Here is a 19,847-nt window from a genome sequence, read left to right as displayed (position 1 = left end):
ATGCCAACGGCTGCTTCCGCTGCACAGCTGCCTTCATAAATTTGCCCCACCCTTGTGCCGGGCTTTCTTTTTTTGGGCTTGCCTCACGAAACCCATGATGCAACCAACGCGAAAGCGCTGGAAAACAGCCCAAATCCAGCAGCAGAACAGGCTTCTCCCAGTCCTACATTGACCTCACAGCACCCAGCGAGATGAAGTGACCTTCACCTCCAGCGGATGCAGGAACTGTGAGGTGTCTGATGGACTTTATCCTTTCAAGAATTCGGCACTTGGTCTCGCGCTCCGGAGCAACGCGCGCAGCAGCCACCAGCCGGAAGTCACGCGCGGCAGTGGCGTCTGCCGCGGTGCTTTCGGTGAGTCTTCTCGCCCCCACGGCCGCGCATGCCGTAGACGGTTGCCTGGTGTTGCTGTGCTTCGCGGCACCCAGCTGGAAGTCGATCCCTCAATGTGTGCCGCCGATTCGGCAGGTACTTCAGGACCTGGCCCGGGGTAAGGCATTCCCCACTTGCGGGATGTCCGGCGCTGGCCATTCGGCCAGGCATGCGTGGGCCCGAGCACCGGGCAACTGCCCGCCCCAGTACACCCGTGTGCACGAGGCCGAAAGCGGTCCGATTTACACCTGTGACTACACCGGTGCGATCACGGTCACCATCGACGGAAAGCAGTTCACGCGCACTTGGTGGGACATGGGTGGCGACACGGTGACGGATTTCAGTCCGGTCGCGAAGTCCCAGCTCGGCACCTGGGACACCCAGTACGACGACGACCGGGCGGCCTGGCTTCGCTCTCGTCCTTGAGGCCAGCGCCATGGAAGCCTCCACCTTTGCGGCACTGGCACTGGCCTGTGCACCACAAGTCCATCTTTCCACGGCTCAAGCGCTCGTCTCCGTCGAAAGCGCCTTCAACCCCTGGGCCATCGGCGTGGTGGGTGGTGCATTGCGCCGCCAGCCCGACAACCGGGATGAAGCACTGGCCACTGCCAATCAGTTGCTCACCGCCGGGCGCAACTTCAGCGTCGGCCTGGGACAAATCAACGTGAGCAACTTTCAGCGCCTGGGTTTGAACACCAGCAGTGCCTTCGACCCCTGCCAGAACCTGTCGGCCATGCAGTCCGTGTTGACGGAATGCTTCGACCGAGCAGGCCTGACACAAAGTGGGGCGGCCCCCCTTCAGTCCGCCCTGCGCAAAGCCCTCTCTTGCTACTACAGCGGCAACTTCTCAACCGGCTTTCGCCATGGCTATGTGCAGAAGGTTGTCGCCGCTGCCAGCTCACTGCCCCACCCTCGTTCCAACCCCTCATCCAAGGAGCCGTCATGAATCGCCAGAAACTGTCTCAAGGCCAGGTCCGTGCCCTCAGCCTGTTGATGTTGCTGCCACCCCAGGTCTGGGCGCAAGGCTTCGACAAGGTGAACACGACGGTCACCAACGTCAACGCGATCCTGGTGACGATCTCTGTAGCCGTGGTGACGATCGCCATCATCTGGGCCGGCTTCAAGATGATCTTTCAGGGCGCCCGGCTGGCCGATGTGGCCAACATCCTGATCGGTGGAACCTTGGTCGGTGGTGCAGCCGCATTCGCCAGCTACATCGTCAGCTGACCTCAGCAGGCACCCCCCATGCAAGCCGAAACCATCTACAAGGGCGCGACCCGCCCAGCCATGAAGCTGGGCATTCCGCTGGTGCCACTGGTGGTGCTTTTCGGTAGCGGGATGCTGCTGATGATGTGGGGCGGCATCCTCGTGAGCTGGTGGATCGCAGTGGGCGTGCTGGTGTCCTTCGTGCCCACCCTGTTCTGGATGCGCTGGGTGACATCCCGAGACGACCAGCGGTTTCGGCAAATCTTCATCGCACTCAAGCTGCGATTGCACGACCGCAACCGGCGGTTCTGGTGCGCGCGCAGCTACTCACCCACCCTTTTTCGGGGAGCGTCCGATGACTGGCATCTTTGACCGCTCGGGGAAGGCCGCACGCCGCACAACGCGACGCCCTGTGGCAGGTGGCCCGCAGCCTCGCCACTGGTCGCAGGCTCTGGCGGAGAACCCATTGACCAGGTTCGTACCCTTCTCTTCGCTGCTGAGCGACCACGATGTCATCACCCGTGGTGGCGATTTCCTGCGGGTGTGGCGGCTCGACGGTGTGGCCTTCGAGTGCGCCGACGACTACCTGGTTACGGAACGACACGAAGCACTTTGCAGCCTGCTGCGCAACCTCTCGGGTGGCCAGTGGGCCATCTGGACCCACCGGCTGCACCGCAAGATTCAGGATGCTCTGAGCGACCCAGCGGAAGATGGGTTTGCCAAAGACCTGTCACAGGCCTATCAGGCGCACCTGAACCAGCGGGCGATGATGAGCAACGAGCTGTACCTGACCCTGGTCTACCGGCCCACCGCCTCCCGCATCAGCCGGGCGCTGCAGTCGCCGCAGCGGTCCAAGGCTGCCATAGCGGAGGCCCATGCCGAAGCGCTGCGGGTGATGGAAGAGCGCACCGCGTTCGTTCACAGGGTGCTGCGCGGGTTTGGCCCGCAGCTCCTGGGCGTGCGTGAAAAACGGGGCCGCCTCTATTCGGAAGTCGCCGAGTTTCTGGGTTACCTGGTCAACGGGTACTGGAAGCCCGTGCCATTTACTGCCGGACCACTGCACCGCACCCTGCCCTCGACCCGCCTTTCATTTGGCGGCGACAAGCTGGAGCTGAGAAATGGGGATCAGCGGCGCTGCGCAGCCCTGGTGGACATCAAGGAATACGCCGATGCTGTTGAACCCGGCATCCTCAACGCCTTGCTGTACGAAGACAGCGAGTTCATCGAGACCCAGAGTTTTTCGATCCTGCCGCGCCGCGAGGCCACCCGTGCCCTTGAGCTGCAACGCGATCAGCTGATCGCCAGCGACGATGTGGTTTCCAGCCAGATCGCGGACATGGACGAGGCATTGAACGAGCTGGGCGATGGCCAGTTCTGCATGGGCGAGTACCACTACAGCCTGGTGGTCTTCGGCAACCCGGGGGAAGACAGCCTGGCCGATGCCGGACGACGGGCGGCTCAGGCCATTGGCGCCGTGGGTGAGTCGTCCAGCCTGCAGATGTCGCCGGTGGACCTGGTGGCCGATGCCGCCTGGTTTGCCCAGATGCCCGGTAACTGGCAGTGGCGCCCGCGCGATGCCAAGTTGTCTTCCCGCGCCTTCGCTGCCCTGAGCAGTGGGCATAACTTCGCCCGTGGCAAGCGCGACGGCAACCCGTGGGGTGAAGCGCTGGCCCTGCTGAGGACGCCATCGGGCCAACCGTTCTATCTGAACTTCCACAGCAGCCCCGACGGCGAAGACTCGGCCGACAAGAAGCTGCCTGGCAACACCATCATCATCGGGTCCACCGGGGTCGGAAAAACCACCCTGGAGATGTTCCTGCTGACGCTGACGCGTAAGTGGGACCCGGCACCGCGACTGGTGTTGTTCGATCTGGACCGGGGTTGCGAGATTGCCATCCGGGCCATGAACGGCCGGTACTTCACGCTCGAAGCTGGCAAGCCAACCCACCTCAACCCGCTGCAGCGCGACCCCACGCCGGCCCGCATCCAGTTCTGGGAGCAGCTGGTGCGCACCTGCATCGCCACACCCGCCCTGCCCCTGCTGCCGGCCGATGAGCGCGCTATCGCCGACGCCGTGAAGACGGTGGCGATGATGCCGACCGCCCTGCGCCGGTTCTCGACCATTCGCCAGAACCTGCCCAAGTCTGGCGAGAACAGCCTGTACGAACGGCTGGGCCGCTGGTGCGAGGGCGGCGCTCTGGGTTGGGTGTTCGACCAGGCCAACGATCAGCTGATGGACCTGCAGTCCGCATCGGTCATCGCGTTTGACACCACCGAGTTTCTGGACCTGCCCGAGGTCCGCACGCCGGTCATGCTGTACCTGCTCCAGGTGATGGAGGAGCTGGTCAACGGCGAACGGCTGATCTATGTGATCTCGGAGTTCTGGAAAGCGCTGGACCACGACATCTTCAGCGACTTCGCCAAACAGAAGCAGAAGACGATCCGCAAGCAGAACGGGCTGGGCATCTTTGATACGCAGAGCCCATCCGACGTGCTGCGCCACCCCATCGGCCGCACGATGGTGGAACAGAGCGTGACCAAGATCTTTCTGGCGAACCCGGAAGCGGTGCGCGAGGAATACGTCGAAGGTTTTGGTCTCAGCGAAGCCGAGTTCGGCATCGTGCGCAGCCTGGGCGCGCAGGGTGGCCGGCGCTTCCTGGTCAAACAAGGGCACAGCAGCGCGATCTGCGAGTTGGACCTCAGCGGTTTACAGGACTTCGTGACCGTGCTGTCGGCCACCACCGACAACGTCGCCCTGCTGGACACCGTTCGTGAACAACACGGTAACGATCCGTTTCTCTGGCTTCCCGTGCTGCTGCGCGAGGTTCAGGATCGCAAATCCCGCAACTCCAGGAGAGCGACATGAACCGGTTTCACACCCTTCCCATTGTGTTGACGCTTGTCGTTTTCAGCACGAGCGCCAGCGCCCAATTCGTGAAAGGCAACGAGGCGGTTCGCACCTCAACCACCGGTGAACGGTTGGTCGAGTTGGCGCCACTGCCCAGCTCCGGTCCCATCAGAAAGACCAAGCCCTGCCTCGCTCAGGCGGGTTGCCACGCAGGCCCCTGGCACATGGTGGAGACGGGTGACGGATTGCTGGAATGCACCGAGGTCTATGCGCGCGAAGGCACCTGCCGCAAGTCCAGCTACGGCACGACCAAGCTCTCGCGGATCTGGGTAGTGAAGGCCGGCGGCCAGTGGCTGCAGTGCCAGTACCCTGATTTGGGCAGCAAGTGCGTCAAAGTCTTCGCGCCGCCCCCGACCAACCTGCCCTACCCGGCCGTGCAATAAGGGAGCGATGTCATGTTCGCCTGGGTCGGTTCCAACTTCGACGCGATTCTGAGCACCTACGTACTCGGTGTGGTGTCTTCGCTCATGTCCGCGATCACCCCGATTGCCTTGTCGGCCATGACGGTGTGGGTGGCGCTCTACGGTTGGGCCGTGCTGCGCAATGAGGTGTCCGAAACCGTGCCCACCTTCGTCTGGAAGGTGTTCAAGATCGGGCTGGTGCTGGCCTTTGCCTTGCAGTCAGGGTTCTACATCAGCAACGTGTCGGACACCGCCAACGCGCTGGCCATGGGCGTGGCCAGCACCTTTCTGCCTTCTGGCGTTGACCCCGCCACGATCAGCTCGCCCTACGCCCTTCTCGACAAATTCAACGACGACGCCAGCGCTCAGGTAGCCGACATCATGAAAGAAGCCAGCGTGCTTCGGCTGGACTTGCTGCTAGCGGGCGGCATCTTCTCCATCGGCACCGTCTTCTTCCTCTGCATCGCCCTCTTTGTCGTCACGCTCGCCAAGCTGTTCCTGACCTTCGTGATTGCCATCGGTCCGCTGTTCATCCTATGCCTGGCCTGGCGCCCCACCGCCCGGTTCTTCGACAGCTGGTTGTCCATGGTGCTGAACGCCGTGGTGCTCACCTGGTTCGCCTTCTTCGCGCTGGGCCTGAGCGCCTACATGGGCGCCGCCATGTTCAAGGCCATCCACGACGGTGGCGGCTTCCTCGGCAGCACCTTCAACGTGCTGGGCGAAGCCACCCGCTACTGCGTGCTCATGATCCTCATGGCTATCCTCTGCTTCCAGGCGCCCAGCCTCGCCTCGGCCCTGACGGGTGGCCACCAGGTGGCTCCAGCTCAATTTTGCCGACAGTGTCGACACAATCTCGGCGCTGGGGAACGCCTCGGCAAACTTCAGGCGCAGGATGGTGTGGAGGTTGCACTTCTCCATCAAATCGCGGCGGATGTCGGTGCCCACGTTGCTTTCAAAAAGCACGTTGTCGGGCAGCACCACGGCTGCGCGGCCCTTGGGCTGAAGGCTGCGGTAGATGTGCTGCAGGAAGGCGAACTGCTTGTTGCTGGTGAGGTAGGTGAGGTCGGTTCGGGTGGGGAGGCCGCCGCCTTTTTTGGTGCCAAAGGGCGGGTTGGAGAGGATCAGCGTGGCGGGCGGAAGCTTGCGGTAGTCCTCGCTCAGGGTGTCGCCGTAGTCCACGCCACCTTCGATGCCGTGGAGCAGCATGTTCATCAGTGCCAGGCGGTGGGTGTCTTGCACCAGCTCCATGCCGTAGAAGGTGTCGTGGCGGTAGCGGCGCTGGGCTTCTTCCTTGAGGCTGTCGAAGTCGTTGTGTTTGCGCAGGTGGTTGTTGGCGGCGATCAGGAAGCCGCATGTGCCGGCCGCTGGATCCTGGATCACGTCGCCCAGCTTGGGGTTGAGCACGGTGACGATGCTGTCGATCAGGTGGCGGGGCGTGAAGTACTGGCCGGCGCCGCTCTTCTTTTCGGTGGCGTTGCGTTCCAGCAGGTTTTCATACAGGTCGCCCAGGTCGTCGCGCTGCACGCTGTACCAGTCGAGCGCGTCAATTTCAGTGACCAGCTTGCTCAGCGTGGTGGGCTTGGTGATGAAGGTGTTGGCGTTGGCGTAGATGGCTTGCACAGCGCCCTGGCCGTGCAGGCCGTAGTCCAGCAGCATTTCCTTGTAGGTGTCGAGCCGGTCGGGCGCGGAGGCGCTGATCAGGTCGGCCCAGCGCACGCCGGGTTGCAACAACTTGGGCTCGCCCTTCTTGGGCGACTTGAACACCGTCAGGCGTTCTTCCTGCCCGGTCTCCTGCATCATTTTCAGGAACAGCAGGTAGGTGAGTTCGCTCAGGTACTGGTGGTAGGTGGCCGAGCCACAGCGCGATGACGTTGAAGGGCACGCCCGATTGCAGCAGGTGCATCGTCGCCTACGGGTGTCGTGTCCTGTGCTTCTGGGGCGATGGCACCCACACTGCGCAGCACGACCAAGAGATGAACCAAGGCGGCCCGCACGTCTTCGCGCCGACGCGCCGAGGTTGCGCACTGGCATCGAGGAAGATGTTCCTCCGTGAACTCGGCGACGAGTTCCTCGTTGATGTCAGCAAAGGGCCTCTTCGACTGCGCCATCCACAACGAGAAGTGAGCGATGGCGGCTTCGCAGCTACGCACGTAGCTATCGACGTTGCCACGGTCGAGCAGGTACTGGCGGTAGGCCGGCAGGTGTGCAGCCAACGGTGCGCAGCAAGCGGCGGTTGCGGCGCTGGCAGGTGTTGTCAAGGGGCGGGTCGGACTCATGTGGATCTCCAAGTGGTGGAGACGCCACTGCATCCGACGCGGGCAACTATGTACAGAAGATCCTTCGACCACGTGCGACGCCGCGGCTGCTACGCCTGTGGCATTGAGCGCCGCTCATTGCTGCGTGGGCTTTGCCTCACCATAGTCGAGCACTGCACATAGGTGGGGGATGCGGATGTCGTTGGTGATGTCGCCCGCCACCAGACCGTTGCAACAGACGAATCGGAACTGACCAGCGAGCATTTGATAGCTGCTGGCGCCGTCGTGGCTGTTGATCAGGATGATCTCGTTGGCCTCGGGCCGGGTGTTCACCTGTCCTGCGTGGCGCATGCGGATCATGTGCTTGGTGAACTCGGTCTTGCCTTCGATGCGGCTTTTGCTCTGGGCCACCATGAAGGGCTCGAAGCCCTCCTGGCGCAGACCGCGCAGGACGTCGATGGTGGGGATGTAGGTGTAGCGCTCGGAGCGGCTGCCGTGTTTGCCTTCGGCAAAGATCGACGGCGCGGCCCGGCGCATCTGGTCTTCGGCCAGCGGGGTCTCGCTGCGGATCACAAACGTGTTCTGGCCAAAGTGGGCGGCCAGACGGGGGGAATGGGCGGTAGAGATCATGGTGATGCTCCTGGATCGAAGAATCGGGAAAGATGGAATGAGGGAAGCCGGGCGGCCGAACCGCCCGGAGTGCTGCGTCAGGCGTGCGCCGGTTGGTGTTCGCTGCGGGCCTTGCGGCTGGGGGTGGGTGCGCTGGGGGCGGCTGCGGGTGGATCACCTGCACCTTCGCGCGCGCGGCGGGCCTCGCCTTCGGCTTTGCTGTCGAGGTAGTCGATTTCGTCCACGGTGAACGCCAGCCCGTAGACCTCGACGCCGTCGCTATCCTGGTAGTTGTTGTTGCGCACCCGGCCGACGATGTTCACGTGCGAGCCTTTGCCCAGGTACTCGGCCGCGTGTTCGGCCTGCTTGGCCCACAACGTCCACTGGATCGCGGTGGCTTCCTCGGACCGCTCTTCGCCGCTGCCTCGGCGGCTGTTGCTGATGGCGGTCAACACCGCCTTGGCGACCTTGCCCTCTCGCCCGTTGACGAATTCGAGTTTGACGGCGGATGCCAGGTGCGCATGACGCTGGATGACTTGAACGTTGGCCATGGTGAAACTCCTTGCAAGAGCGACCAGCCGGACCCCGATCCGGGCTCCTCAAAACCGATCCTCTCGCTCGGACTCCCTCGCTCCCGCCCACGGGCGGGCGGGGGGTGGGCAAGGCCCCTTCCCTCGGGAAGGGGTGGGGGATGGGGAAACCCTGCAGCACGAAACAGTGAGCCAGTCACCTGGCCCACCGCTGAAAGATCCCCCCACAAGTCCCCCTCACCTGTGGATGGGGGCGCCGTGGGGGGATGACGGTGGGCCCATTGGCGCACGCGCTGCCCGAGCCTCTTCGGGCGATCAGCAAAGCGCAGGCGACCGAATGAATTGAGCAGCGGCGTCTCTGCGGACGGCGTGACACCAAGCGCAGCGACTGGCGCGGCGTTCGAGCCGCTGCGATCACTTCAGGGGTTCGCTGTCTCCGCTATTCCCAGCGGCCTGGCTTCGGGCATGGCGGGTGACCGGGGGGACGATCTGGCGGGCGGGACGGGACCACAGCGCAGCGGCGGGAGCGAACCGAAAGTCAGTTCGTTCAGCGGGCTCGTTCCCGCGCAGCGGGAAGGAAACCAGACCGCGATCCCCGGGCACGGGACAGGGCCGCTGCCCCCTGTGCTGCCGGTGACCACCGGCCGTGATCCGCCCTCCTTTGTGCCCGCGCACCGCGCGCTGATCAAGAACAAAAAATTGGGGCCGAAGGCCCCAAGGGTTACACAAGCCCTTGCTCGGCCATCGAATTCACCGCGTCGCCCGCCACGATGAAGTGGTCGAGCACCCGCACATCGACCAGCGCCGCCGCCTGCTTGAGCGTCTGCGTCAGGTATTCGTCGGCACGCGATGGACGGGCCGCGCCGCTGGGATGGTTGTGCACCAGGACCAGGGCGCAGCTGTTCCGAAGGAGCGCATCGCGCACCACCTCGCGCGGGTAAACCGATGTCTGGCTCACCGTGCCCCGGAACATCTCGACGTAGTCCACCACGCGGTTCTGTGCATCCAGGTGCACAACGGCAAAAACCTCATGCGGCAGGTGTCCCAGCCGGGCGCGCAGGAAGTCCTTCACCACAGCGGGTGAGTCCATCAGGTCGCTGCCGCGCACCTGGGCGGCCAGCAACTGCTGCGCCGCCAGCAGCACCTCGTCGGCCTCGGCCGGACGGTACTGGCCCGCGACATCGCGCACCAGCAAAGCGGAAGCGGCAACCGAGAGTGCCTGGAAGGAATCGAGGGAAGAAAACAGATCGTGCTGCATGACCAACTCCAGTGATCGGGCGGGATTGCCCGAGACCGGAACCGGCACGCCGCAGCGCAGCGGTCACAGGTTCGAAGACGGCCGACCGGCCGCCAGCGCATGCAATGCGCGCAGACCTTGACAGCGAGAACGGTGTGCAAGGATGAAGGGAACAGCAAGCCAGCCCCACCACACCTGCAGGCGTGAGGAAGGCAAGCGCAGCGCGCAGGCCGGGGGCCCACCAACGGCCGGAGGCGTCAGCGATCGGCGCCCGACAGGGTCGAGACGCCAGGACACCTGTGGCCTGGTGGCTCGATGCGCAGCACCAGAGCGCGGTCCGGCTGTGCCGGAGACGCCAAAAAAATCCCGGCCGAGGCCGGAATGTGATGGAGCGATTTCAAACCTGTCGCTGAATCAAGCAACCAGGTGATCTTCCGGCTCTTGCTAGTTCAGCGCTTCACTGGTCTGCACAGACTCGGTCAGCATCTGCGGCAACCAACCCGAGCCAGCGGCCAGCCGCTCGGCTTCACTGGCGACCTGCGCCTTCTTGAGTTTCGCCAGCCGCTGCACCTCACCCGGCGCAAAGACCTGGACGGCCTCCAGTGCCTTCGCCTTCGATACGTGGTCGAAGTAGCCTGCCGCCGTGGGCGTCCACCAGCTGTGCATGTCCAGCCCCACCGCTTGCGCCAGCAGCGCAGCGGGGGTTTCGTTCTCGCGCTGAGCGACGGCCGACACCGTCAGGCCCACACACAAAGCCAGCAGCGACAGCAGTTCTTCATGCTCCATCGCCAGCAGTTCGTTAAAAAGGGCCGTCGGGTCTTCCGGCAAACGCACCGCCCAAGCCTCGCGCACGGCTCGCAGGCCCAGAGCAGCCGGTGCCTCCCCCACGTCCGGCGCATGCTGTTCCAGCCGGTCCTGCGGTGTGGCGCTGATATTGACCGGCGCCGTACCGTAGCCACCCAGGATCACCCGCTGCGCCAACTGGTGCACCAGAGCCACCAGGGCGATGCGGGGATGGCGAGCCACCTCGGCTTGCAGGGCTGCGGTGCGGTGCGCGCTCAGGCGCCGCACCAGCTTCTCGGACAGCACGCCCCGGCTGGTTGGTGCTTCTGCTGGCTCCCCCTCGCCTCCTGCATTTGCGTCCGGTATCGGCTGCGCCTGCGCCCGAAGCGCCCTGACCTGTTCCTCGCGCAGCAGCCCACGATGCACCGCCACGGCCCCCATGGGGTCCACCGACACCACCGCCCCGGCCATGGCGACGATGCCGGGGTCGTAGACCACCAGGGTCTGTTCAATGGCGTCCAATTGATCGCCCAACCGGTCCAGTTCCTCGTGTAGTGCCTGTGCACCGTCATCGCTCAGGTCGTCGTCCTCGTCATCGAGCTTGTCCTGAAGCCGCGCCTGCTCCGCTCCCAGCTTCTCGATGCGTTTGGCTTCGGCCTTGGTGGGTTCACGGCGCGAGCGCCGCGCCCGCTGGAAGGTGTGCAGTTCGGCCGACGACACGCGCGGCGTGACATCCACCCAGCCCCAGCCCTCGGCACGCACCGATTCGGCCGCATCGGCCAGCCGGTCGCGGGCCAGCGTCTCCAGCAAACCCGCGTCGGTGAGGAACACGCCTTTCTGCTCGTCCGCGAACAGGTCGCGCCGGATGCCACCCCCTGCCGCTTCATAGGCATTCACGCCCACGAAGCGCGCCAGCGCATCTCGGCAGGCGTCCACCTCGTCGCGGGTCAGGTGGTCCCGCAGGGACTCCGGGTTGCGCTTCCACTGCGGCACCTCGTAGAACGCGGATTCCTGCGCACCATGGTCGTCGGTGATCGCCAGGGCCATCAACTGCTCCAGCGAGACAGAGCCTTGCTGGTAGTCCGCCAGCAAGCGGGGCGAGACGTTCGCCAGCCGCAGCCGTCGCTTGACCACCAGCGGAGTGACGCCGAAGTCGGCTGCGATGTCCTCCAGCGACCGGCCTTCGGCCACCAGCAACTTCCAGGCGAACAGTTCATCCACCGGGGTCATGGCCTCCCGCTGTACGTTCTCGCTCAGGCTCACGGTGCGGGCCGAGGTGTCGGGCACCAGCAGACAAGGCACCGGGTGGTCCTTGGCCAGTTTGTGGCGCTTGACCAGCAGCTTCAAGGCCGCCAGCCGCCGACGCCCGGCCACCACCTCGAACCACTGTTCATCGGGCGAGGTGATGACGGTCAGGTTCTGCAGCAAACCCACGCGGGCGATGGACGCGGCAAGTTCGGGAATGGCCGTGCCGCCGCTCTGACGCACGTTTCGGCTGGAAGGCCGCAGCCGCGACAAGGTGATCAGGTGCAGCTCGTAGGGAGCCACTTCAGGCACGGTGACGGATTCACCGGTAATGGCGGCAGTGCTGAGGACTGCCGCAGCAGCCACGGCGCTCAAGGCCAGGGTTTCGGTTTGGGTAACGGTGTTCATGTGAAATCTCCTGTCCCATACGGGGACCTTGTTCAAACAATGGAAGACATCGAAAACGGGTTGGAAGTCAGTCGTTGCTGTGCATGGGCGCTCTCCTTGGGTGTTGGGCTCCGCAGGGGCCGCGAAGCCCTTCGCGGCCATGGGCAGCAGCTGGGGCCGGCGCGGGTGCGCCGTCAAGGGAGGAAGCGAAGGCGCTGGCGCGGCCCGCAGGCGCAGCCGAGGACACGGGCGCCGCAGCGGCCCTTGACGGGGGGAGCGCCCGCAAAGGCCAGGCAAGCCGGTGAAACCGGCGCGCAGGGGGTGCGAAGCTTGTCTAGCACCACCGGAGGGACCAAGGTGAGCCCATTTCCCGTTCGCCACGTGTCACAAAACTTTCATGGCAATCCGCTATTATTCAAAAAACGTTGAATCATTGAAGATATAGGAGTTCCTCACATGAAAGTCGGTATCAACGGCATGGGCCGCATGGGGCGGCTGGCCCTGCGCGCGGCCTTCGGCGCCATCGAACGGGAAGCCATCGACCCCCGCAGCGGCAACCGCCTGGAGGTGGTCCACCTCAACGAGATCAAAGGGGGCGCTGCCGCCACCGCCCACCTGCTGGCCTTTGACACCGTGCAGGGCAAGTGGCGCGCCGACATCGCGGCCGAGGGCAGCGACGCCATCCGCATCAACGACCGCCGCCTGTCGTTCAGCGAACACGCCACCGCCGCCGAGATCCCCTGGGGCGACCTGGGCGTGGACCTGGTGCTGGAATGCACCGGCAAGTTCCTCACGCCCGAGACCCTGCAGGGCCACCTGGACCGCGGCGCCAAGCGCGTGATCGTCGCAGCGCCCGTCAAGGTGGGCGACGTGCTGAACATCGTGGTCGGCGTCAACGAGCACCTGTACAACCCGGCGCGCGACCGCATCGTCACCGCCGCCAGCTGCACCACCAACTGCCTGGCACCCGTGGTGAAGGTGGTGCACGAAGCCATCGGCATCAAGCACGGCCAGATCACCACGCTGCACAACCCGACCAACACCAATCTGGTGGTGGACGCGCCGCACAAGGACCTGCGCCGCGCGCGCAGCGCCATGGTGAACCTGGCGCCCACGACCACCGGCAGCGCCACCGCCATCGCGCTGATCTACCCCGAACTCAAGGGCAAGCTCAACGGCCACGCGGTGCGCGTGCCGGCGCTCAACGCTTCGCTGACCGACTGCGTGTTTGAACTCAACCGCGCGACCACGGCCGAGGAAGTGAACGCCCTGTTCGAAGCCGCCGCCAACGGTCCGCTGGCCGGCATCCTGGGCTTCGAGAACCGTCCGCTGGTGAGCGCCGATTACGCGCGCGACACGCGCAGCTCCATCGTCGATGGTCTCTCGACCATGGTGACCGACGGCACGCTGCTCAAGGTCTACGCGTGGTACGACAACGAGATGGGCTACGCCACCCGCATGGTGGACCTCGCGTGCCACCTGGAATCTGTCGACATCTGATCGCGGCACGATGAACACTGCCACCCGCAACTACGCCATCGTCACCGCCGCCTACTGGGGCTTCACGCTCACCGACGGCGCGCTGCGCATGCTGGTGCTGCTGCACTTCTACCGGCTGGGCTATTCGCCGTTCACGCTGGCGTTCCTGTTCCTGCTCTACGAAGCGGCTGGCGTGCTGGCCAACCTGATCGGCGGCTGGTTGGCCACGCGCTACGGCATCCAGCGCATGCTGACCGTGGGTCTGGTCACGCAGATAACAGGATTCACCCTGCTCTCGCTGCTCAACCCGGCCTGGACGGCGGCGATGTCGGTGGCCTGGGTGGTGGTGGCGCAGGGCATCTGCGGCGTGGCCAAGGACCTGACCAAAACCGCCAGCAAGTCGGCCATCAAGGTCACGCAGGCACAGGCCAAGGCCGAGGACGGCGGCAACAACCAGCTCTTCAAGTGGGTGGCCTGGTTCACCGGCAGCAAGAACGCCATGAAAGGCTTCGGCTTCTTCCTGGGCGGCGTGCTGCTGCAGGCGCTGGGTTTCCAGCATTCGCTGTGGGCCATGGCCGGCCTGCTGGTGCTGGTGCTGGCGGGCGTGGTGCTGTCGGTGCCGCCGATGATGGGCAAGGCCAAGGCATCGAAGTCGGCCAAGGAACTGTTCGCCAAGAACGCCGGCATCAACGGCCTGGCCGCCGCGCGGGTGGCGCTGTTCGGCGCGCGCGATGTGTGGTTTGTGGTCGGCGTGCCGGTATTCCTGTATTCGCAGGGCTGGAACTTCACCATGGTCGGCGGCTTCCTCGCCGCCTGGACCATCGGCTACGGCCTGGTGCAGGCGCTGGCGCCCAACCTCGTCAAGCGCAGCCCGGACGGTCTGACCAGCGAGGTGCCCGCCGCGCGCGGGTGGTCGCTGGCACTGGCGCTGATCCCGGTCGGCATCGCGGTGGCCGTGTGGCTGGAGCTGCCGAACCTGCAGTGGTGGGTGGTCGGCGGGCTGGGCCTGTTCGGCTTTGCGTTCGCGGTCAATTCCTCGGTGCATTCCTACCTGATCCTGGCCTACGCCGGCAGCGAGAAAGCCGCCGAAGACGTAGGCTTCTACTACGCCGCCAACGCGCTGGGCCGCTTCTTCGGCACGCTGATGTCGGGCCTGCTTTACCAGTGGGGCGGCCTGCTGTACGCGCTGGCGGGTTCGGCCCTGATGCTGCTGGCCTGCTGGCTGCTCACGCTGGCGCTGCCGACCAAGCTGGCTTTGCCCAGTCCCCAAGCCACCTGAGGTGACCCCATGGAAGAAACCGATGTCGTCAAGGCGCTGGGGGCGCTGGCCCAGGAAACGCGCCTGCGGATTTTCCGCCTGCTGGTGGTGGCCGGGCCTGAGGGATTGAACCCTGGCCACATGGCGGAAGAACTGGGTATTGCATCCACTGCCCTGTCCTTCCATTTGAAAGAACTGAGCCACTCCGGGTTGATTGCCTCCGAGCGCGAAGGCCGCAATCTGTTCTACCGCGCATCCATTCCGCTGATGAACGACCTGCTGGCCTACCTGACGGCGCACTGCTGCCAGGGCCAGGCCTGCCTGGAAACACCCACCAAGCTCGACTGCGACAACTGCTGAGGAGGCAAACCATGAAACGTTTCCATGTTCATCTGCATGTAGCAGACCTGCCCCAGAGCATTGCCTTCTACAGCCAACTCTTTGCAGCAGAGCCGGCTCGCACCGAGGCGGACTACGCCAAGTGGATGCTCGAAGACCCGCCGGTGAACTTTGCCATTTCCACGCGGGGCGAGCAGCCCGGTATCGATCACCTGGGCATCCAGACCGACAACGCCGAAGAACTGCAGGCCCTGAAGGACCGAGCCACCGTCGCCGATATGAGCTTGCTGGATGAAGGTGCGACCACCTGCTGCTATGCACGTAGCGAAAAGCACTGGATCACCGACCCGCAGGGCATTGCGTGGGAACACTTCCACACCCTGGGAAACATCCCGGTGTTCCGGGAAAAGGCTGATGAAGCCTCGGCTGCGGCCTGCTGCGCACCGAGCGGCGCTACAGCCACGAACTGCTGCGCTCCAGCCACCGGGTCATCCACCCCAGCAACCGGCTGTTGCACCCCCAACTCTTCCGTCACTGCAGGCGCGTGCTGCGCGCCCTCCTCCACCGCTCCCTCCTCTGCAACCCGCTGCTGCTGAAAGGTTTTCCCATGTCCGTCTACAACGTGCTCTTCCTGTGCACCGGCAACTCGGCCCGGAGCATCATGGCCGAATCCATCCTCAACCACCTGGGTGGCGGTCGCTTCCGCGCCTTCAGCGCCGGCAGCCACCCGGCTGGCCAGGTCAATCCACACGCCATCGAACTGCTGCAACGGAACCATTACAAGACGGATAGCCTGCGCAGCAAGAACTGGAGCGAGTTTGCGCAGGCCGATGCGCCGCACATGAACTTCGTGCTCACGGTCTGCGACAAGGCGGCTGGCGAGGTGTGCCCGGTATGGCCCGGGCAGCCGATGTCGGCCCACTGGGGCGTGCCCGATCCTGCCGAGGTCAAAGGCGACGACGAAGCCGCCAAGAAGGCTTTTGCCGACACCTTCATGGTCCTCAGCCGCCGCATCGCCCTGATGGTCAACCTGCCGTTTGAAAAGCTCGACCGCCTGGCACTGCAAAAAGAACTGGTGGACATCGGCCGTCAGAAGGCCTGATCGGTTGATTTCGAATCTCTGGCCCGGTCGCCATGCGATCGGGCGTTTTTCATTTTTGAGGTGTGAACGATGGGTGTGTTTGAGCGTTACCTGACCGTGTGGGTCGGGCTGGGCATTCTGGCCGGTGTGGGCCTCGGGCTGGTCATGCCCGGCGTGTTCCAGGCCGTGGCCGCGATGGAAATCGCGCAAGTGAACCTGGTGGTCGCCGTGTTCATCTGGATCATGATCTACCCGATGATGATCCAGATCGACTGGCATGCGGTGAAGGACGTGGGCAAGAAGCCTCAGGGCCTGGTGCTCACCCTGGTGGTCAACTGGCTGATCAAGCCCTTTACCATGGCGGCGCTGGGCGTGCTGTTTTTCCAGTATGTGTTTGCGGGCTGGGTCGATCCGCAATCGGCCAGCGAGTACATCGCCGGCATGATCCTGCTGGGTGTGGCGCCCTGCACCGCCATGGTGTTCGTGTGGAGCCAACTGGTGAAGGGCGATGCCAACTACACCCTGGTCCAGGTATCGGTGAACGACCTCATCATGGTGGTGGCGTTTGCGCCGATTGCCGCGTTTCTGCTCGGTGTGACGAATGTGACCGTGCCGTGGGAGACGCTGCTGCTCTCCACCGTGCTGTATGTGGTGCTTCCGCTGTTGGCGGGCATGGCCACCCGGCAGTTGTTGGTGAAACAGTCGCCCACCGCACTGGGTCAATTTGTGGCGCGCCTCAAGCCCTGGTCGGTGGTGGGTCTGATCGCCACCGTGGTGCTGCTGTTCGGCTTCCAGGCGGGCACCATCGTCGAAAAACCCGGCGTGATCGCACTCATCGCCGTGCCCCTCATCCTGCAGTCCTATGGCATCTTCTTCATCGCCTGGTGGGGCGCGAAGTGGCTCAAGCTGCCGCACGACATCGCCGGGCCGGCCTGCCTGATCGGCACCTCCAATTTCTTCGAGCTGGCGGTGGCCGTGGCGATTTCGCTGTTCGGTCTGAACTCTGGCGCAGCGCTGGCCACCGTGGTGGGCGTGCTGGTGGAAGTGCCCGTGATGCTCTCGCTCGTGGCCATCGTCAACGCCTGGAAACCCCGCACCGCCTGAACCCGCATCAGACCATTCTTCATGCCCGACATCACGATCTATCACAACCCCGCCTGCGGCACCTCGCGCAACGTGCTGGCCATGATCCGCAACAGCGGCGTGGAACCTACGGTCATCGAATACCTCAAAAATCCGCCCAGCACACAGCAGATCCAGGCGTGGCTCGCCGCTATGGGCGCCACGGTGCGCCAGGTGCTGCGAGAAAAAGGCACCCCCTACGCCGAGCTGGACCTGGGCAACCCCAAGTGGACCGATGAACAGTTGTTGGCCTTCATCCAGCAGCACCCCATCCTGCTCAACCGTCCTTTCGTGATCACGCCGCTGGGGGTGCGCCTGTGTCGCCCCTCCGAGGTTGTGCTCGACATCCTGCCTTACCCGCAGCAAGGCCCCTTCATCAAGGAAGATGGCGAAGTTGTCATCGATACCAAAGGTCGCCGTGTCTAAGTCCGTCTCCAAACCCCTGGCCGATCTGCCGCAGGTGCAGGCCGAACATTTCCGCGTGCCCGATCCGGCGCGGCTGCTGCGTCCGAACTCGGCCCATGCGCCGCGCATCTTGCTGCTGTACGGCTCCCTGCGTCCGCGCTCCTTCAGCCGCCTGCTGGTGGAAGAAGCCGCCCGGCTGCTGCAAGCCATGGGCGCGGAAACGCGCATCTTCAACCCCAGTGGCCTGCCCCTGCCCGACGACGCGCCGGACAGCCACCCCAAGGTGCAGGAACTGCGTGAACTGACGCTTTGGTCCGAAGGCATGGTCTGGTGTTCGCCCGAACGCCACGGCGCCATGACCGGCATCATGAAGGCGCAGATCGACTGGATCCCCCTGGCGGCCGGCGCCGTGCGCCCCACCCAGGGCAAGACGCTGGCGGTGATGCAGGTGTGCGGCGGCTCGCAGTCGTTCAACGCGGTCAACCAGATGCGTGTGCTCGGCCGCTGGATGCGCATGGTCACCATCCCGAACCAGTCATCCGTGGCCAAGGCCTTTCAGGAGTTCGACGACCACGACCGCATGAAACCGTCCAGCTACCACGACCGGGTGGTCGATGTGATGGAGGAGCTGGTCAAGTTCACCTGGCTGACCCGAGACGTCTCGCCCTACCTGGTGGACCGCTACAGCGAGCGCAAGGAAAGCGCCGAAGAACTGATGCGTCGGGTCAACCTGCCCAAGGCGGTGTGACCTCCGAAGACGTGATCAAAGCAGCATGACGCCTTGTCTCGAATGAGCCCTGAAGCCGCTGCTGACGGGGGCGTGGTCTCGGCTCGCCGGGCTGTGCTCTCGTTTCTGGTCGCTCTGGTGCTGTCGCTGGCGTTGTACGCCTGGCTGCCCTACGAGGCTTCGGTCACCAAGGGCCTGTGCCTGCTGGTCTTCATCGGCGTGCTCTGGTTGACCGAGGCGATTCCCCTGCCGGTGACGGCGTTGCTGGTGCCCATCGGCGCTCTGGCGCTGGGGTTCCCGGGCCTCACCACGGTCCAGGTCCTGGCGCCCTTTGCCGACCCCATCGTGTTCCTTTTTCTGGGTGGCTTTGCCCTGGCGAGTGCACTGCGTGCCCAGCAGCTGGACCGCAAGATGGCCGGCTTCCTGCTGACCCTCTCGGGCGGGCATCTGGGCCGCGCCGTGTGGCTGCTGTTCGGCGTGACGGCCTTGCTGTCCATGGGCATCAGCAACACGGCCACGGCGGCCATGGTGCTGCCGCTGACCCTGGGCATCCTGGGGCCGCTCGACCCGCAGCGGGAGCGGCGGACCTTCGCCTTTGTGCTGCTGGGCGTGGCCTATTCCGCCAGCATTGGCGGGATAGGCACCCTGGTCGGCTCGCCGCCCAACGCGATTGCGGCGCGCGCGGCGGGCATCGACTTTGCCCAATGGCTCTGGATCGGTCTGCCCCTGGTGCTGCTGCTCATGCCCTTGATGGTGTTCACCCTGCGGCTGGTGCTGCGCCCGCACCTGGACCGACGTATCGACATCACCGCCACCGACGTGCCCTGGACCGGGCCACGGGTTCTGACGCTGGGTGTATTTGCCTTGACCGCGCTGGGCTGGACATTCGGCGCCGAGCCCCTCAAAAAAATGGGCATCCAGAGCCCGGACACGGTGTTTGCGCTGGCCGCTGCTGTGGCCGTGGTGGCGTTGCGTCTCGCGAGCTGGCGGTACGTCGCCGAGCACACCGACTGGGGTGTGCTGATCCTGTTCGGCGGCGGTCTGGCGCTGGGTGAAGTGCTCGCCATGTCGGGCGCCTCGCTTGTGCTGGGTCAACAGGTGGCCAGCGTGCTGCAGGGCGCGGCACCGTGGGCCATGCTGCTGGCGGTTGCCGCCTTCATGGTGCTGCTCACCGAGTTCGCCAGCAACACCGCCGCTGCAGCGCTGCTCGTGCCGGTGTTTGCTGCCGTCGCCAGCCAGATGGGCTTGCCGGTGGAGACCCTGGTGATCGTGGTGGCGCTGGCCGCCTCCTGCGGGTTTGCCCTGCCCGTGGCGACGCCGCCTAACGCCCTGGTGTTCGGTTCGGGCCGGGTGCGCCAGCGCGACATGCTGCGAGCCGGCCTGTCGCTGGACCTGGTCTGCGTGGTGGTGTTGACGCTCTGGGGATTGGCGGCGTTGTCGTAGCAGTTGCGATTCAGCGAATCAGTACGCGTGCCGTCCATTGCGACCGCATGACACGAGGTTG

General features: G+C 64.7%; 19 protein-coding genes and 3 pseudogenes. 16 read left to right on the top strand and 6 right to left on the bottom strand.

The features are described 5' to 3' along the window. The first annotated feature begins 587 nt into the window (after positions 1–587). The 7 genes and pseudogenes from AC1PPL_RS15130 to AC1PPL_RS15100 form a co-directional block, all read left to right on the top strand. On the top strand, positions 588–797 hold the full coding sequence (locus AC1PPL_RS15130; protein WP_234265041.1) for a hypothetical protein: 210 nt from the start codon (positions 588–590) through the stop codon (positions 795–797). A 10-nt stretch (positions 798–807) separates the two neighbouring features. Continuing rightward, on the top strand, positions 808–1,317 hold the full coding sequence (locus tag AC1PPL_RS15125; protein WP_479973643.1) for a lytic transglycosylase domain-containing protein: 510 nt from the start codon (positions 808–810) through the stop codon (positions 1,315–1,317). Then, complete coding sequence (locus AC1PPL_RS15120) at positions 1,314–1,598, top strand: TrbC/VirB2 family protein (protein WP_234265043.1); 285 nt, start codon at positions 1,314–1,316, stop codon at positions 1,596–1,598. Before AC1PPL_RS15125 ends, AC1PPL_RS15120 begins: the two co-directional genes overlap by 4 nt. Positions 1,599–1,616: 18 nt before the next feature. Beyond that, complete coding sequence (locus tag AC1PPL_RS15115) at positions 1,617–1,949, top strand: VirB3 family type IV secretion system protein (RefSeq protein ID WP_234265044.1); 333 nt, start codon at positions 1,617–1,619, stop codon at positions 1,947–1,949. After that, entirely contained in the window at positions 1,933–4,443 is a 2,511-nt protein-coding gene (locus tag AC1PPL_RS15110; protein ID WP_479973642.1) for a VirB4 family type IV secretion/conjugal transfer ATPase, read from the top strand. Before AC1PPL_RS15115 ends, AC1PPL_RS15110 begins: the two co-directional genes overlap by 17 nt. After that, on the top strand, positions 4,440–4,868 hold the full coding sequence (locus tag AC1PPL_RS15105; RefSeq protein ID WP_479973641.1) for a hypothetical protein: 429 nt from the start codon (positions 4,440–4,442) through the stop codon (positions 4,866–4,868). The genes AC1PPL_RS15110 and AC1PPL_RS15105 overlap by 4 nt, the downstream gene beginning before the upstream one ends. A 12-nt stretch (positions 4,869–4,880) precedes the next feature. Beyond that, positions 4,881–5,603, top strand: a pseudogene (locus AC1PPL_RS15100) (TrbL/VirB6 family protein); the annotation flags it as partial. Positions 5,604–5,780: 177 nt separating this feature from the next. Here the strand turns inward: AC1PPL_RS15100 and AC1PPL_RS15095 are convergent. From AC1PPL_RS15095 to AC1PPL_RS15070, 6 genes and pseudogenes are all read right to left on the bottom strand, one after another. Further along, a pseudogene (locus AC1PPL_RS15095) lies at positions 5,781–6,542 on the bottom strand (HsdM family class I SAM-dependent methyltransferase); the annotation flags it as partial. 173 nt (positions 6,543–6,715) lie between these two features. Continuing rightward, the gene (locus tag AC1PPL_RS15090) at positions 6,716–7,162 is read right to left on the bottom strand and encodes a hypothetical protein (RefSeq protein WP_479973640.1); all 447 of its coding nucleotides are present in this window, start codon (positions 7,160–7,162) and stop codon (positions 6,716–6,718) included. Between the two features lie 162 nt (positions 7,163–7,324). Continuing rightward, positions 7,325–7,771 (bottom strand): annotated as a pseudogene (locus AC1PPL_RS15085) (DUF932 domain-containing protein); the annotation flags it as partial. Positions 7,772–7,848: 77 nt separating this feature from the next. Next, positions 7,849–8,301 carry a single-stranded DNA-binding protein gene (locus AC1PPL_RS15080; RefSeq protein WP_479973639.1) on the bottom strand — a complete coding sequence of 151 codons (453 nt, stop codon included), beginning with the start codon at positions 8,299–8,301 and terminating at the stop codon, positions 7,849–7,851. 700 nt (positions 8,302–9,001) lie between these two features. Then, positions 9,002–9,538, bottom strand: a complete 537-nt coding sequence (locus AC1PPL_RS15075; RefSeq protein WP_479973638.1) for a JAB domain-containing protein — start codon at positions 9,536–9,538, stop codon at positions 9,002–9,004. Between the two features lie 423 nt (positions 9,539–9,961). Continuing rightward, positions 9,962–11,953, bottom strand: a complete 1,992-nt coding sequence (locus AC1PPL_RS15070; protein WP_479973637.1) for a ParB/RepB/Spo0J family partition protein — start codon at positions 11,951–11,953, stop codon at positions 9,962–9,964. A 435-nt stretch (positions 11,954–12,388) separates the two neighbouring features. Between AC1PPL_RS15070 and AC1PPL_RS15065 the strand changes: the two genes are divergently transcribed. The 9 genes from AC1PPL_RS15065 (at position 12,389) to AC1PPL_RS15025 (ending at position 19,786) form a co-directional block, all read left to right on the top strand. Further along, on the top strand, positions 12,389–13,432 hold the full coding sequence (locus AC1PPL_RS15065; protein ID WP_479973636.1) for an ArsJ-associated glyceraldehyde-3-phosphate dehydrogenase: 1,044 nt from the start codon (positions 12,389–12,391) through the stop codon (positions 13,430–13,432). 10 nt (positions 13,433–13,442) lie between these two features. After that, on the top strand, positions 13,443–14,690 hold the full coding sequence (arsJ, locus tag AC1PPL_RS15060; RefSeq protein ID WP_479973635.1) for an organoarsenical effux MFS transporter ArsJ: 1,248 nt from the start codon (positions 13,443–13,445) through the stop codon (positions 14,688–14,690). Between the two features lie 9 nt (positions 14,691–14,699). Then, positions 14,700–15,029, top strand: a complete 330-nt coding sequence (locus AC1PPL_RS15055) for an ArsR/SmtB family transcription factor (protein ID WP_479973634.1) — start codon at positions 14,700–14,702, stop codon at positions 15,027–15,029. Between the two features lie 11 nt (positions 15,030–15,040). Continuing rightward, positions 15,041–15,604, top strand: coding sequence for an ArsI/CadI family heavy metal resistance metalloenzyme (locus AC1PPL_RS15050; RefSeq protein ID WP_479973633.1), 564 nt, complete (start codon positions 15,041–15,043; stop codon positions 15,602–15,604). 11 nt (positions 15,605–15,615) lie between these two features. Beyond that, positions 15,616–16,110 carry an arsenate reductase ArsC gene (locus tag AC1PPL_RS15045; protein WP_079364899.1) on the top strand — a complete coding sequence of 165 codons (495 nt, stop codon included), beginning with the start codon at positions 15,616–15,618 and terminating at the stop codon, positions 16,108–16,110. A gap of 69 nt (positions 16,111–16,179) precedes the next feature. After that, a complete protein-coding gene (arsB, locus tag AC1PPL_RS15040) occupies positions 16,180–17,193 on the top strand; it encodes an ACR3 family arsenite efflux transporter (RefSeq protein ID WP_479973632.1) in 1,014 nt (337 codons plus the stop codon). A 21-nt stretch (positions 17,194–17,214) separates the two neighbouring features. Then, a complete protein-coding gene (gene arsC, locus AC1PPL_RS15035; protein WP_479973631.1) occupies positions 17,215–17,637 on the top strand; it encodes an arsenate reductase (glutaredoxin) in 423 nt (140 codons plus the stop codon). Then, entirely contained in the window at positions 17,597–18,364 is a 768-nt protein-coding gene (arsH, locus tag AC1PPL_RS15030) for an arsenical resistance protein ArsH (RefSeq protein WP_479973630.1), read from the top strand. The genes arsC and arsH overlap by 41 nt, the downstream gene beginning before the upstream one ends. Before the next feature lie 42 nt (positions 18,365–18,406). Continuing rightward, positions 18,407–19,786, top strand: coding sequence for an SLC13 family permease (locus tag AC1PPL_RS15025; protein WP_479973629.1), 1,380 nt, complete (start codon positions 18,407–18,409; stop codon positions 19,784–19,786). Positions 19,787–19,847: the final 61 nt, after the last annotated feature.

This window comes from Diaphorobacter sp. B2A2W2, assembly GCF_056730635.1.
The sequence above is the reverse complement of the archived record's forward strand: the minus strand, read 5'-3'. Positions and strand labels throughout refer to the sequence as shown.

Bases quoted from the DNA above. Each gene is read 5' to 3' on its own strand.
- AC1PPL_RS15125 (WP_479973643.1), top strand. From the start codon at position 808: ATGGAAGCCTCCACCTTTGCGGCACTGGCACTGGCCTGTGCACCACAA.
- AC1PPL_RS15120 (WP_234265043.1), top strand. From the start codon at position 1,314: ATGAATCGCCAGAAACTGTCTCAAGGCCAGGTCCGTGCCCTCAGCCTG.
- AC1PPL_RS15115 (WP_234265044.1), top strand. From the start codon at position 1,617: ATGCAAGCCGAAACCATCTACAAGGGCGCGACCCGCCCAGCCATGAAG.
- AC1PPL_RS15110 (WP_479973642.1), top strand. From the start codon at position 1,933: ATGACTGGCATCTTTGACCGCTCGGGGAAGGCCGCACGCCGCACAACG.
- AC1PPL_RS15105 (WP_479973641.1), top strand. From the start codon at position 4,440: ATGAACCGGTTTCACACCCTTCCCATTGTGTTGACGCTTGTCGTTTTC.
- AC1PPL_RS15090 (WP_479973640.1), bottom strand. From the start codon at position 7,162: ATGAGTCCGACCCGCCCCTTGACAACACCTGCCAGCGCCGCAACCGCC.
- AC1PPL_RS15080 (WP_479973639.1), bottom strand. From the start codon at position 8,301: ATGGCCAACGTTCAAGTCATCCAGCGTCATGCGCACCTGGCATCCGCC.
- AC1PPL_RS15075 (WP_479973638.1), bottom strand. From the start codon at position 9,538: ATGCAGCACGATCTGTTTTCTTCCCTCGATTCCTTCCAGGCACTCTCG.
- AC1PPL_RS15070 (WP_479973637.1), bottom strand. From the start codon at position 11,953: ATGAACACCGTTACCCAAACCGAAACCCTGGCCTTGAGCGCCGTGGCT.
- AC1PPL_RS15065 (WP_479973636.1), top strand. From the start codon at position 12,389: ATGAAAGTCGGTATCAACGGCATGGGCCGCATGGGGCGGCTGGCCCTG.
- arsJ (WP_479973635.1), top strand. From the start codon at position 13,443: ATGAACACTGCCACCCGCAACTACGCCATCGTCACCGCCGCCTACTGG.
- AC1PPL_RS15055 (WP_479973634.1), top strand. From the start codon at position 14,700: ATGGAAGAAACCGATGTCGTCAAGGCGCTGGGGGCGCTGGCCCAGGAA.
- AC1PPL_RS15050 (WP_479973633.1), top strand. From the start codon at position 15,041: ATGAAACGTTTCCATGTTCATCTGCATGTAGCAGACCTGCCCCAGAGC.
- AC1PPL_RS15045 (WP_079364899.1), top strand. From the start codon at position 15,616: ATGTCCGTCTACAACGTGCTCTTCCTGTGCACCGGCAACTCGGCCCGG.
- arsB (WP_479973632.1), top strand. From the start codon at position 16,180: ATGGGTGTGTTTGAGCGTTACCTGACCGTGTGGGTCGGGCTGGGCATT.
- arsC (WP_479973631.1), top strand. From the start codon at position 17,215: ATGCCCGACATCACGATCTATCACAACCCCGCCTGCGGCACCTCGCGC.
- arsH (WP_479973630.1), top strand. From the start codon at position 17,597: ATGGCGAAGTTGTCATCGATACCAAAGGTCGCCGTGTCTAAGTCCGTC.
- AC1PPL_RS15025 (WP_479973629.1), top strand. From the start codon at position 18,407: ATGAGCCCTGAAGCCGCTGCTGACGGGGGCGTGGTCTCGGCTCGCCGG.